The organism is Kutzneria sp. NPDC052558 (genome assembly GCF_044547355.1).
GTDB lineage: Bacteria > Actinomycetota > Actinomycetes > Mycobacteriales > Pseudonocardiaceae > Kutzneria.
Genome location: NZ_JBIUAG010000012.1, coordinates 1 through 12897, shown reverse-complemented (window position 1 = coordinate 12897; position 12897 = coordinate 1). Strand labels below are relative to the sequence as shown.

Annotated in this window: 12 protein-coding genes and 1 tRNA gene; 5 read left to right on the top strand and 8 right to left on the bottom strand. The window is 68.3% G+C overall.

Annotated elements, in window-relative coordinates:
• Positions 1-169: 169 nt before the first annotated feature.
• From ACIG5F_RS22020 to ACIG5F_RS22010, 3 genes are read right to left on the bottom strand one after another with little or no spacing between them, the layout of a single operon-like run.
• Positions 170-502, bottom strand: coding sequence for a hypothetical protein (locus tag ACIG5F_RS22020; protein WP_396520191.1), 333 nt, complete (start codon positions 500-502; stop codon positions 170-172).
• A complete protein-coding gene (locus ACIG5F_RS22015) occupies positions 499-852 on the bottom strand; it encodes a WhiB family transcriptional regulator (RefSeq protein ID WP_396520189.1) in 354 nt (117 codons plus the stop codon). Before ACIG5F_RS22015 ends, ACIG5F_RS22020 begins: the two co-directional genes overlap by 4 nt.
• A complete protein-coding gene (locus tag ACIG5F_RS22010) occupies positions 849-1127 on the bottom strand; it encodes a helix-turn-helix domain-containing protein (RefSeq protein ID WP_396520187.1) in 279 nt (92 codons plus the stop codon). Before ACIG5F_RS22010 ends, ACIG5F_RS22015 begins: the two co-directional genes overlap by 4 nt.
• A gap of 171 nt (positions 1128-1298) precedes the next feature.
• Between ACIG5F_RS22010 and ACIG5F_RS22005 the strand changes: the two genes are divergently transcribed.
• Positions 1299-1685, top strand: a complete 387-nt coding sequence (locus tag ACIG5F_RS22005; protein WP_396520185.1) for a helix-turn-helix domain-containing protein — start codon at positions 1299-1301, stop codon at positions 1683-1685.
• Positions 1686-2132: 447 nt separating this feature from the next.
• Here ACIG5F_RS22005 and ACIG5F_RS22000 read toward each other — a convergent pair whose 3' ends face one another.
• The 4 genes from ACIG5F_RS22000 to ACIG5F_RS21985 form a co-directional block, all read right to left on the bottom strand.
• Positions 2133-2552 (bottom strand): hypothetical protein, encoded by a 420-nt coding sequence (locus tag ACIG5F_RS22000; RefSeq protein WP_396520183.1) that lies wholly within the window; start codon positions 2550-2552, stop codon positions 2133-2135.
• 393 nt (positions 2553-2945) lie between these two features.
• Positions 2946-3533, bottom strand: coding sequence for an NUDIX domain-containing protein (locus ACIG5F_RS21995; protein WP_396520181.1), 588 nt, complete (start codon positions 3531-3533; stop codon positions 2946-2948).
• Positions 3534-3593: 60 nt separating this feature from the next.
• Positions 3594-5168 carry a tyrosine-type recombinase/integrase gene (locus ACIG5F_RS21990; RefSeq protein WP_396520179.1) on the bottom strand — a complete coding sequence of 525 codons (1575 nt, stop codon included), beginning with the start codon at positions 5166-5168 and terminating at the stop codon, positions 3594-3596.
• 124 nt (positions 5169-5292) lie between these two features.
• Positions 5293-5368 (bottom strand) — tRNA-Arg (locus tag ACIG5F_RS21985).
• A gap of 191 nt (positions 5369-5559) precedes the next feature.
• On the opposite strand from ACIG5F_RS21985, the gene ACIG5F_RS21980 reads away from it, so the two are divergent.
• On the top strand, positions 5560-7119 hold the full coding sequence (locus ACIG5F_RS21980; RefSeq protein ID WP_396520177.1) for a hypothetical protein: 1560 nt from the start codon (positions 5560-5562) through the stop codon (positions 7117-7119).
• 13 nt (positions 7120-7132) lie between these two features.
• Positions 7133-8014 (top strand): hypothetical protein, encoded by an 882-nt coding sequence (locus tag ACIG5F_RS21975; protein ID WP_396520175.1) that lies wholly within the window; start codon positions 7133-7135, stop codon positions 8012-8014.
• 103 nt (positions 8015-8117) lie between these two features.
• Here the strand turns inward: ACIG5F_RS21975 and ACIG5F_RS21970 are convergent, their stop codons facing one another.
• A complete protein-coding gene (locus ACIG5F_RS21970) occupies positions 8118-11351 on the bottom strand; it encodes a penicillin acylase family protein (RefSeq protein WP_396520173.1) in 3234 nt (1077 codons plus the stop codon).
• 102 nt (positions 11352-11453) lie between these two features.
• Between ACIG5F_RS21970 and ACIG5F_RS21965 the strand changes: the two genes are divergently transcribed.
• Positions 11454-11675 (top strand): hypothetical protein, encoded by a 222-nt coding sequence (locus ACIG5F_RS21965; RefSeq protein WP_396520172.1) that lies wholly within the window; start codon positions 11454-11456, stop codon positions 11673-11675.
• Positions 11676-11846: 171 nt separating this feature from the next.
• Complete coding sequence (locus ACIG5F_RS21960; RefSeq protein WP_396520170.1) at positions 11847-12494, top strand: response regulator; 648 nt, start codon at positions 11847-11849, stop codon at positions 12492-12494.
• Positions 12495-12897 lie beyond the last annotated feature (403 nt).

Here is a 12897-nt window from a genome sequence, read left to right as displayed (position 1 = left end):
ACCTCCGCCCCCCGCCGCCCCCCCCGGGCGGGTTGGGTGTGGTTGGCCGGCGGTGGGGGGGCCCGGGCCCCCGCCGGCGGGGGGGGGGGGGGGTTGTGGGGGGGGGGGGGGGGGGGCCCCCGGGGGGCGCCCACCGCTCCCTTCTTCTGGTTGGACGGGACGGAGGTGGTCACCGCTGACCACCCTTTCGCCGAGTCGGTGTGTCGGCCGTGCTCACCGTCAGAGCGCGGGTCAACACGTATGCCGCGAACAGGTCCGGCAGTCCGAGCACCACCAATCGCAAGGTCGTGTCGCCGTCGTAGGTGATCACGAGCCACTGAACGCCGAGGAGTGCCGCCCCGCCGAGCAGGACCCGGCCGGCAAGCGAAACCAACCGCACGCCCGTGCGCGCTGCTTCGGCGGCGGCCTTCGCACTACGGCGTCCGGCACGCCACACCAGCACAAGACCAACCAGCACGCCCAGACCGGCCAGCAGAGGCGTCATCGGCAGGTTGACCGTCATGTCTGCTGCCCTCCGCCCTGCCGCCGAGTCCGCCACGCGCGGTAGACCTCGCGCCTGTCCTCTTCGGACAGTGCGCCCCAGACTCCGATCGTCGACTCTCCGGCGGTACGCAGTTCGAGTTCGAGGCACTCCCGCTGAATCGGGCATCCGGCGCACAGTCGCGCGGCGAGCTCGCGGTCGTTCAACTCCTCGTCGGCCCACTCGGGCTCTTCGGCGTTGGCGACCAACCACATGCAGGTGCCATCGGTCGTGACGATCTCCAGCAGCACGTCGTCCGGCACGGTGGCGTACCGGTCGAGGTCCGCAGCCACGATCTCGTAGTAGTTGTCACGGAATTCGTCACGGTTCACCACGACGCACCCCCGGACTGCTCCCGGATCTCGCGAGCCGTCCGGCGGGTGGCGACGATCTGCGCCGGGTCGACGACGCCACCGGTCTCGGCGACCGCAGCGAGCAGCGCGTCAAGCGCCGCCGCCGGCACGACGTAGCGAGTACGGAGACGGATCGCGGGGAAGTCGCCCGCCCTGATCGCCCGGTAGAGAGTGGACGGGGCCACGCGGAGTATCCGCGCTGCCTCCGTCACGGTGTGGAACGCCGGATAGGCGTTCTCGGTGTTGCTGTTCATTGCGATTTGTCCCTAACGTCGCGAGGAAGTCTGATTTAGTTCCAAAATTCGGGATGATTTCATCCCGACCAGTCGCGAACGGGGTGCAAACCACGGGAACCAACCCGGAAGCCGGTCCGCGGAATTGCCCTCGCGCTACGCTCGGTGCGGAGGCGGAGCGCGGAGGGATACGTGACGGAAGACTGGGCAGCAGTCGCGCGAGCGATCAATCAACGCTCGACTGAACTGGGTCTGAGTCAGCGAGAACTCATCAAGCGCTCGCACGTCTCGAAGGCCATCGTCAGCGAGATTCAGAACAACACGGTGCAGCGCCGACGTAGCGCCCGGACCCTCGAAGCCCTCTCGCTCGCGCTGGACTGGCACCCGGGCCATCTGGCCGCCGTGCTGGCCGGCCGAAGGCCACCCGAGCTGGGGGAACCTGCCGTCAGGTCGGACGACGATGTGCCAGCCCGCCTGGCCGCCATCGAGTATCGGCTGGCCGAGATCACGCAGCGGCTCGACGACCTGAACGCCAACTTCACGGCGGCATTCGGTGACACCGACGACGGCAGTCGGTAGCGGCTTCGTCGATTGCGGTGACCGGCGCCGGGGCCCGGTTGCCGGGGAGTTGCTTGTTGCTTCCATGTCTACAGAGAACGGCAGTTCGGTGCCGTTCTACAGTTGGCCCCGGTTAACCCAAGTCCCATTAACCTTAATTAACTTCGCAGGTCGGGGCGGTTATCAGGGTGGGGGTGGGTGATGGCGAAGACCAGGCTCCGGGCGGTTCGGGACCAACTCGGATACTCCTCCGCCGAAGTGATCCGGTTGCTTCAGCACCGCGCGTCAACGCTCGGACTCGCCATCATGTCGCCGACGAGTCTGAAAACGAAGCTTTCTGTATGGGAGAACGGCCACGAGTCCGTCAGCGATCTCTACTGGCGGCTGTTTCGAGACGTCTACGGCCGCACGAACGAGGAGCTCGGGTTCCCGGCCGAGCAGGAAGACAGCGAAGCCGCCGAGCTGCGGTCACGGCTGGCCGTGGCCCGGACCGTCGACAGCGACATGGTCGAGTTGTTCCGCCGACAGGTCGACGACGCCCGGCATGTTGACCGTAGGTTCGGGGCCGTCACGCTGCTTGACCAGCTTCGCGGCAGCATCAAGCAGGTCGAGGACCTGCTCATGTACGGCGCAGCCAAGGGACTGCGTGAGCCGCTCGCCGGCGTGCTCACGGAGGCGTCCACCTTGGCCGGTTGGGAAGCACTCGACAGGAACGCGGTCGGACAGTCGTGGGCGCACTACGAACGCGCGAAGGCTGCTGCGCGAGAGACGGGTGCACCCGCCCTGCTCGCACATGCCACGGCAGAGCAGGCGTTCGTACTGATCGACCTCGGCGAGACTACGCGAGCGGTCGAGCAGTTCGCCGATGCTCGCGTGCTCGCCGAGCACAGAGCACCACCGCTGATCCGGGCCTGGCTTGCGGCCGCGCACGGCGAAGGGCTCGCCGCTGCCGGGCAACGGGCCGAGGCGCTGCGTGCCTTCGACGCTGCCGGCGCACTGCTGCCGTCAGATCCTGTCGACCCCGCCCTACCGTTCCTGTTCCTCGGCGGTGCGCACCTCGACAGGTGGCGCGGACATGCGCTTGCCCGTCTCGGCGAGCCAGACGCGATCGATCAACTCAGCGATGCGCTGCCACGTCTGCCAGCGGCGTTCATCCGTGCGAAGACGGGGATGCTGGTTGATCTCGCCTTCGCCTTCGCAGCCGTTGGCGACCGAGACGCCGCGCTTGAGTACTCGCGGCAGGCGCGGCGTCTCGGCTCTCAGATCAAGTCAGACCGGCAGCTACGCCGACTCGGCGGCTTGATCCTGCCCGGCAGCGTCCCCGGCGTTGCGTGGGGCGAGGTAGTACAGCAAGGCAACCAGCGTGCCCGAGCCGAGAAGTTCCTTACGCTGAGCCAATTCCTGCACTCGGCTCAGCGGAACCCACTCGACCCTGCCGGCTTCCTCGGTGTCCGTCGGCTCGCCGATGTGCTCGGCGTTCCGCCACAGGTAGATGTCCATCGGGGCCGTCGTCTGCCCCGGCAAGGGCTCGAAGCCGATCAGATGCTCGGGCTCGCCCACAGGCCGCCAACCGCTCTCCTCGGCGGCTTCCCGGGCCGCCGTCGCGGCGGCGTTCTCGCCCTCGTCCACCAGGCCGCCGAGCAGCTCGTAGCCCCACTGGTCGGTTGGGAACCTGTACCGCCACAACATCAGCGCTCGGTCCTGGTCGTCAACGATCAGGGCGATAGCGATCCGTCCGAGATGGACGACGTGGTACTCCCACCGCTCGCCGTTCGGCGCTTCAACGTCCGCCAGCCCTAGCTGTACCCACTTGCTGTCGTAGATCGTCCGCTCGCCGTAGGTCTTCCATGCTCCGTGCTGCTCCGTCACGCACGCAGCCTACGTAGGCCTGCCGAGGCGATCATCAGCCGTTCGGCCTGCGGGGTGTGCCTAGCGTGCGGTGCGCTTGGCTTGAAGGCTCACCACTTCCGCGACGGTCGGCGCAGCCTGTGACGGATCGGCGACGACGATGCGCTTTCCTCGGCTGGCTGTGACCAGACCGTCAGACTTCAATTCGGCAATCGCGCGGTGGGCCGTGCCGACTGACACGCCATATCGTCCGGCGAGTGCCGTGATGGTAGGCATTGCTTCGCCAATGCGGAGTGCGCCGCAGGAAATCGCGCCGCGTAGATCGGCCGCAATCCGCTTGTACGGGCTGTTGGGTTCGTCCGCCGGTAGTGTCGTGGCGGGTGTGCCGGTGCTGTCAATGGCGATTGGTGGGCTTGGCATCCGGCCGCCGAGGTTTCCGGCGGCGCGCTGGTCCGCCTCGGATACCCAAGCCGAGTAGACGCGAAGCGTGGTTGCGCCGCCGCCACCGTGGCCGAGTCGGCCGGCGACGGTGCGAACGTCGACGCCAGCTGCGATCAGTTCGGTAGCCGAGTAGTGGCGCAACTGGTGGATGTTCATGTCCCAGCCGAGTTTTTCGCACATCCGTCGGTATCGCTGCGAGACCGAGTCGGGCTTGAGCCACGTGCTGTGATCGACTGACGATGAGAACACTCTGCCGTCCGGATCGACCTTGCGCGCCATCTCGGCGGCCAGCGAATCGCAGTGCTGGCGGTACGCGCGGAGGAGGGCAACGGTATCTGCGTCGAGCGCGATTCGTCGTTGCTGGTGGGTCTTGGTGTCCTTCTCCCAGGTCTTCGAGCCATCCTGGCCGATGCTCGTGCGGATGCCCAACGCGGCGTTGTCGAGGTCGAGCAGGTGCCATTGGAGTGCGCACAGTTCGCCGCGTCTGGCACCAGTGGTCATGGCGAGCCAAACGAGCATTCCCCATGGGAGGTCTTTGAACGCCTCATTGACGATGGCGGCAGCCTGTTCCGGCGTCGGCGGATGCGGATCTGGCGTGGCGGCCTTTGGTGGCTCGGCTTGGTCGAGTGGATTGATGCTGATCCAGCGCCACCGGACGGCGCGCTTCAGGGCTCCGCTGAGGCACCAATGGACTTGGCGGATCGACGACGTGGCGAGCGGGTCGCACTCGTGTTGCTTGCACCGCGCGTCGCACTCGTGGGGGCGCTTCGTCCGGTGCTGGATGAACTTCTTACCGCCGCAGTGCACGCGACATGTCCGCAAGACCTTGTAGAAGGAATCGAGGGTCTCGCCGTCGAGCTTGCCGACCGGGAGTTTGCCGAGCAGTGGCCGGATGTGGTTGTTGATGTAACCCTCGTAGCTCTTGCGCGTGTTGGTGTCCACGTCGAGCAGTTCGAGGTATCGATCCATGAGCTGATCGACGCTGGCTTTCGTGCGCGGATTTCGCTGCTCGTTCACCTGGTTAATGAGACGAATACGCGCCGCCTCGGCGTCATCCTCGGCGGTCGGCCCGGCCGGAATGGTCTCCGTGAGGTAGTTCCGGCGACCGCTCAGCGGGTCGATCCCGGCGTACACCTTGACCCTCAGCGAGCCGCTCGGCAGCGTCTCGATCTCGCCGCGCGAGCGGCGCTTGCGGCCTGGCTTCGTCGCGCCCATGGGGCCACTGTAGACCCGCTCGCACCACAGGTGGCCCCACGCGGAGGCTTGAAGATCATCCGCGAAGGGTTGTTGAGATCGCAACTCCGACCTGTTTTGCCTGGTCAGAGTCGTGATCGTGGCCTGGTGCCCCTGGCAGGATTCGAACCTGCGACACACGGTTTAGGAAACCGTTGCTCTATCCCCTGAGCTACAGGGGCCACGGGGGTGAGCATAGCGGTAGGGGCGGGAGTGGCGGGCTGTCGGGTGGTTCCGCCGGGTGGAGTAGTAACGGTCACGCCGGGTGTGGGTGGGGGCGGTGGGTCGGCCGACGAACAGGGGAACTTTCGCCCGGCTGGGCTTGTCGTCCCGCATAGTCGCTAGGGGTACGACGACGATGCGAGGAGCGGACTTGACCAGGGACGCCCGGCTGCTGGAGCGGTCCCGCCTGGATGTGCGGCGGGCGGTGCGGCGGTTTGTGGAGCCGGCGGGGTTCGTGGAGGCGTTGGCGAAGCTGTTGGGCAGCCGGGCGGTGGTGTTGGCGGGCCCGTCGGGGTCGGGGCGGCGGACGGCGGCGACGGTGTTGTTGGACCGGCTGGGCGGCTTGCATCTGGTGGAGATCGCGGTGGACGCGGAGGCGTCGCTGGCGCGGCATCCGGTGGCGGCGAAGGAGGGCTACCTGCTGGATCTGTCGTCGGCCGATGACGAGACGGTGGAGCAGGTGAGGGCGGCGTTGGCGGAGTTCACGGCCGCTTTGGACCAGGAGGACAGTTCGCTCGTGGTGATCGTCGACGACGGGCGGGCGGCGGGGTTCGAGGCGGTGCGGTTGGGGCGGCCGGAGCCGCGGGAGGTGTTGGCGGCGCATCTGGAGGGCATGGAGGTGGAGCCGGCGCTGGCGGAGTTGCCGTCGACGTCGGCGGAGGCGGTGCGGCTGGCGGAGTTGGTGGTGAGTGTCGAGGACCGCCAGGACGTGCTGGGGGCGTTGTCGAACTGGGCTGGTCGGTTGCGGGCGGAGTTCGCCGGCCATGTGGACGTGCCGTGGCGGGCGTTGTTGTTGGCGGCGGCGGTCTTGGAGAGCGCTCTCCAGGACGTGGTGCACGCGGCGGCGGACGCGTTGTTGGACGAAACCCGTTATGTGGGAACGAAACCGCATCCGCTGGCGGGGGAGGGCCTTGCCGCGCGGCTGGCGGGGATCGGGGCTTCGGCAGGGGTGGTGACGTTCGACCGTCCGGGATACGCGGAGGCGGTGATCAGCCATGTCTGGACGGATTTCCCGGCCCTGCGCGAACCTCTGGTGGCGTGGCTGGTCGGGTTGCCGGCGATCCTGTCGGCCGAGGACGCCGAACTGTTGGTTCCGCGGCTGGTCGATCTCGGAGTGGAGCCGGTGATTCGAGCGGTGACGGCGTGGTCGGAGAGCGCTCTCCCGCTGGCTCACCGCCTGCTGGCCACGGCCGCGCTGGACCCGGTGATCGGCCCGGGCATCCGGCGGGTGATCCAGGATTGGTCCCAGCGGCGCGACCTGCCCCGGCCGCTGGGCGAGGTGGCGATCGCGGTCTGCGGGGCCGAGCTGGGCAGCCGCTATCCGCACGTCGCGCTGACCAGGCTGGGCAGCTTCGTCAAGCGGCCGGAACTCACCGACCAGGTCGCGGCGGCACTGTCCACAATGGCCGGTGAGAGTCAGTTCGCCCAAGTCGTCACGCGGCTCGCGCGCTGGCTGCGCGAGACCGACGCGGCGCGCAAAGCGTTGGCAGTGCGGGCATTGCTCGACGAGGCGGCGGCGCAGCCGCAGCACCGGGACACCCTGCTCAACCTGCTGGTGCAGGCGGCCGGCGGCCGGCCGGCCGAGCTGGGCGCCCTCGACCTGGCGGCCTTCGAGTGGCGTCGCGACGGCGGCTCCCGCGATGTGCACGACCAGTTGCAGGCCAAGCTGAACGGGGTGGATCCGCTGCTGCGGTCCGCGATTTCCAACTGATACAAGGGGAACCATGCCAACGGATCCGTGGTCGGAGGTCAAGCCGTCCGTGCGCGGCAAGATGGGCGGCTGGTGGCAGCGTTTCGTCCGGCGCCGCCAGCAGGCCGAACACGACTGGATCTACGGCAAGCAGCCGGACGCCACCGTCCAGCTGCGCCAGCCGCCGCCCGCGCCCAAGCGGCCGACCGTGGTGTTCACCGCCGTGCTGCCCAGCTCGGTGCCGCACGCCGAGTTCACCGCGACCTGCACCGTGGCGTGGGAGCCGATCGGCGAGACCACCCATGCCAAGCCGGAATCCATTGCCCGCAGCGACATCGAGCGCCGCGCCGCCGCCCTGCTGGCCAAGGGCCTGGTGACGCACTGCGAGCAGTTGCAGCACAAGCTGGAGGCCGAGCTCGGCTACGTGACCAAGCTTGAGGACGCCCGGATCGCCGTGCAGCTGGTGGAGATCGAGCTGACCTGCTCCGACGAGGCCCGGGCCGCCACCGAGCTTTTCCAGGAGCTGCAACGCCGTCGGCTCGTCCGCGGCTGGGACCGCGATCTCAAACTGGACGAGCTTCGCCACCTCAAGGACGACATCCTCAGCGACCCCGCGATGGCCACGGTGTGGTGGTTGCAGAACAACGACAACCAGGTCGACCAGGCCGTCGAGATGTCGGCCAAGCTCCGCAAGCTGGCCCAGATCATGACCGAGAACGACGAACGCTCCACCACCGACACCGTGGCGTCGCTCGTGGACCGCTTCGTGGACCGCCTCCCCGACGGCGCCCGCTGGCGCCTGCTGAGCAACCTGGCCGATGTCTTTTCCCACTACGGCAGCCCCGACCTGGCCAGCGAGCTCCCCCAACTGGACGGCGGCAGCCGAGACCGCCCCCGCCCCGCGCACAGCGAGTAGCAGCCGGCACACCGTGAACAAAAGCCGGGAGCGGCGCGTTGAGCACCGCCCCCGGCCGGGAGACAGTCGACAGGAGCGGGGCAGCGGGCCGCCCCGAGCCTGCTTACAGCGAGTAGACCTGGAACTCGTAGATCGAGTAGCCGTACTTGGTGGCCCGCTGCACGCCGCTCATCCGCACGTAGCGGGCGTTGGTCGGCGTGAACGAGTCGTTGTCGACGCCGCCGTCGCCGGCGGTGGTCGACCAGACGGTGCGCCAGGTGCTGCCGTCGGTGGAGACGTCGATGCGATACCCCTTGGCGTAGGCGGATTCCCAGCTGAGGATGGCCCGCCCGACGGTCTGCACGGCGCCGAGGTCGATGGTGATCGACTGGTCGTCGCTCCAGTCGCTGGCCCAGCGGGTGTCCACCTTGCCGTCCACGGCGTAGGCCGGCGGCGAGTCGTACGCGCCGACCTCGTGGCTGCTGGCGGTGGCGGTCGTGCCCTGGGCCAGGTTGGCCACGTTGTCGCCACGGTGCGCCGGGTACTGCACGACCTGCTGGTAGGTCGGACGGTTCTGCCAGCTGATCTTGCCGTCGGTGATGCCGCCCAGCGGCCGCTGGATGATCGAGTCGGCGCACCACTGGTCGCCGGCCGAGCAGTCCGCGTCACCGGGGTAGACCTGCGCGGTGGTCTGGCCGACCGCCTGCTGGAGGCTGGTCAGCAGCGCCTGCCGGCACTGCGCCAGGTTGCCGTTGCCGCAGAAGGACCGCGACAGCCCGCCCTGCACCGGCTGGCCGAGCACCGCGCGCAGGTCCTTGTCCACATAGGACCACCAGCCGTACTGGAACGAGGAACCCTTGTGTGGCTGGGACTCGTTCGCGCCACCGCTGACGCTGCCGATGTTCTGGCCGCCCGACGGGGACTCGTTGATCTGGATCGCCCCGGTCAAGGCGTTGAACAGGTCGGTGCCCATAGCCGGCTGGAACTCGCTCTGCACCAGCAGCGACCACCACGCGTCCATGACCTGGATCGCGGCCGCGTTGGTGTAGGTGTGGCTGCCTGGCGTGGTCTCCAGGCGGTGTGAGCCGGCCTGCTGCCAGGCGGTCAGCTGGTTGACCGCGTTGGCCAGCGTGGTGTCGGTGATCGGCTGGCTCTTGAGCACCTGCAACGCCTCCGGCAGCACGTCCTCGGCTCGCAGGTCGGCGTTGGCCGCGTCCTCCATGGCCGAGGTCAGCGACGCCCGCGTCACCTTCTGCCCGCTGCTGATCAGCTTCTTGACCCGGCTGTCGAGCAGGTTCACCCGGTGCACCGAGCCGTCGCCGAAGCCGGCCTCGGTGAAGTCCTTGGCCTGCTTGTTGTTCCAGCTGACGTAGTAGTCCTGGTCGATCGAGTTGGGATGCTGGGCGAACGGGGTGTAGCTGGCCACGTTGGTGGTCGGGTTCCAGCCCTGCCACTCGTTCTGCTGGTCGGCCCAGATCGGCAGGTTCGGGTTGGTGTTCGCGGCCCGCACCGGGTTGTTGCCCGAGTTGAAGTAGGCGATGTCCTTGGAGTCGGTGTAGAACCAGTTGAAGGTGTAGTTCACGTCCGCGGCGGCCTTCTGGAAGCTGGCCGCGTCGTGCACCGCCGACGGGTCGTTGAACTCCTGGAACCCGATGATCGAGTCGACTTCGTGGTTGTAGCTGGACCGCAGGCTGGCGTACGCCACCGGCACGCCGCCGACCGTGGCCCGCGACTGCACGATGCCGTACTTGGTGCGGAACGCGATCAGCGAGTACGAGCCCTCAGCGGTGCTGTCGGCCAGCGTCGGCTTCCACGAGTTGTCCCGCTGCAACAGCTCCATCGGCGTGCAGACGCCGTGGTAGAGGTACGAGGTGGAGTCCTTGGTGGCCGGCTTGCCGCTCGGGTCGCACAGGCGCAGCGCCCAGGTGTCGGTGATGTCCTGCCCGGCCGAGGTCGCGCTCCACGAGTAGTCCTGGCCGCGGCCCAGCTCCACGTACAGGCTGACGCCGGCGAACGCGGCGCCGCGGGCGCTGATGCCCGGGCCCTGCAACTCCTCCAGCATCAGCAGCTGCGGCGCGAAGTAGCCGGTCTGCGGGCCGAACACCGCGACCGGGTTGCCCGTGTCGGTGTACTTGCCGGACACCAGCAGCGCGTTGGACATGCCGTGCTTGGCCGAGATCAGGTCGGCCGGCAGCACGCCGTCGTCGAAGATGCCGCGGGCCTTCTCCTCCTCAGGAGTCTTGGCCGCGGGCAGGTTGGCCGCCTTCACCTCGGTCGCGGACTGGGCCGAGCCGGTCGGGTTGAAGACCAGCTGCTGCGGCGTGACCGACCCCGGGTCCGGCATGGCGACGCCCTGCGGAGTGGCCGGGTCCTGGCCGTAGGGGAAGCTCGCGTCGTGGATGGTGGTGATCGCCTCGGGGTCGTTCTGCTCCCGGAAGGCGTTCCACACCTTGTCGCCCTCGGTCACGCCGTACTTGGCGTCCGCGGCCAGCTTCACCAGCGCCGACTGGACCTCGCCGCCGCCACCGGTGCCGAACAGGGCGCCCACCACGGCGCCGATGGCCACCATGTCGGTGACCTTGAACGGGTCGATGCCGCCGGCGTTGGTGATCGGGTCGATGTGCCCGGTCAGGTCGTACTCGCCGGGGAAGGTCCGGTTGTTGTAGGCCTGCGTGATGTAGGCGTTGATGCCGGCGACGTAGTCGGTGGCGTCCTGGAGGGCCTGCTGGCCGCGGGCGCCGTGCGTGGCCGCGGCCGCAGTGAGCTGGTTCTGCAGGTCGGCCTCGGTGTAGGGGGCGGCCTGCCAGAAGGTCTGCTCGAGGCCGCGGTTGCTGACCGCGCCGCCGGCGAAGGAGGTGAGCTCACCCCGGCCGACGTGGCGGAACACGTCCATCAGCCAGAGCCGGTCCTGGGCGGCCGCGTAGCCGGCGCCGAACTCGGTGCCCGAGCGGGTCGTGCCGGTGATGTGCGGGACGCCGGTGGCCTTGTCCCGCACGATCGTGACGTCCGACCGCGGCGTGATGGTTGATTCCACCTGGTTGGCGGGAACCCCGAAGGATGAGTCGTCGAAGAAGCTGGACAGCTGCCCGTTGGTCAGGCCGGCGTAGCTGTTGACCAGGCTCGCGTACTTGTTGAGCTGGTCGTCGGTGTGCGCGGGCCGCGTGCCGACGGTCTTGTTGCCGAGGATGTCGACCAGGGTGGCGTTGCCGTTCTCACCCGGCGGCAGGATGTCGTTGCACTGGCCGAGGCAGTAGTCGTTGTTGGCCGGGGCGGCGGTGGCGGGCGCCGCGGACAGCAGGGTTGTCGACGTCGCCACGAACAACGTTGCGGCGAGGGCGATGCGGACGCTTCGCGACATGAGCAGGGGTCCTCTCGAAGGAGCAACGTGACGCACGTTACTTCCGAGTAGTTCAACGCGAAAGAGCTTCACGTTAGACATTCACTCTGAAGGGTGAGCGGCTTGACGGGATCCGTGGTGCGGTGGCTCGACGAGGAACTGGCCGACGACCAGGGGCGATGGCGAATGCGGGCCGGCGGCGGGGTCGGCGGCCTGCTGGCCATGCTGCACGGCGCGGGCCTGGCCGGTGCGGTGCTCGGGGCAGTCGGCGGGTGGCTGTTCGGCGGCTTGGCGTTGGTCGCCGCGCGCAGCCTGCGCTCGGCCGGACGGCACGGCCACCCCTGATCGTGCAAGTCGATTCACAGGTTTGGAAACCGTTGATATTTCGGTCGGGGCGTCAACTTGCCGGAACTTCTAGGCAAATCGGGGACCACATGATGAGATAACACCGCGGTAACCCGTGGTTGCGTCAAGATGAGTGATGCTTGGCTAAACGCCCAATCGGGGAGGCATCCGGTGATCAAGGTGATGCTGGCTGACGACGAGGACCTCGTCCGATCCGGCCTCAGGATGATTCTCAGCAGCGCCGGTGACATCGAGGTGGTCGCCGAGTGCGACGACGGCCTGCTCGTCGCCGACCTCGCGCGACAGCACCGGCCGCACGTCGTGCTGCTCGACGTGCGCATGCGTTCGGCCGACGGGCTCGTCGCGCTGCGCCGGCTGCGCACCCTGCCCGAGCAGCCGCGGGTCGCCATGCTGACCACCTTCGACATCGACGAGTACGTCTCCGAGGCCCTGCGCCTGGGCGCCAGCGGCTTTCTGCTCAAGGACACCGAGCCTGAGCAGCTGGTCAAGGCCGTGCGTGACCTGGCCCGGGGCGGCGCCGTGCTGGATCCCGGCGTCGCCGCCCGCGTGCTCGCCGCCGTCGCCGACGGCGAACGCGCCGCCGAGCCCGCCCGCCGGCTGCTCACCTCCCTGTCCGAACGGGAGCGTGAAGTCCTCCAGCTCATCGGCCAGGGCATGTCCAACGCCGAGATCGGCGGCGCCCTCCATCTGTCCGAGGCCACCGTGAAGGGCTACGTCTCCTCGGTCCTCGGCAAGATCGGCGCCGTGAATCGCGTGCAGGCCGCCCTCGTGGCATATCGCGGCGGACTCATCGCCTGAACTGTTAATCATTGTGAAAGGGCTCCGGTTCACCGCCGGGGCCCTTGCTCTACTCGGGTGGAAGATCACCCCTGTTGATGTTCGGCGGGCCGTCTCAACTGATGGACGCGGCTCCACGTCTGGTGCGCCAACCCGATGCCCGCCCAGCCGGGCAGGGTTCCTTCCGGCAAGGTTCGGGGGTGTGGTTGTGGGTCGGGTGCCCGCGCCGCACGGTTGCCGTGGGGGATCGTTTGTGGTTGGTGGTGGCGGGGTGGAGTCTGCTTTGTGGGGTGGGGGTTGTTGTGTGGTTGGGGGTGGGTGGGGCGGTTGGTTGGGGGCTCCGGGTGGATTTTGTGTGGAGGCCTCTGGGCGATGGCGTATCAAGGCGCTATCGGGCAGGCTCCGCCTGCCTCGATACGCAAGA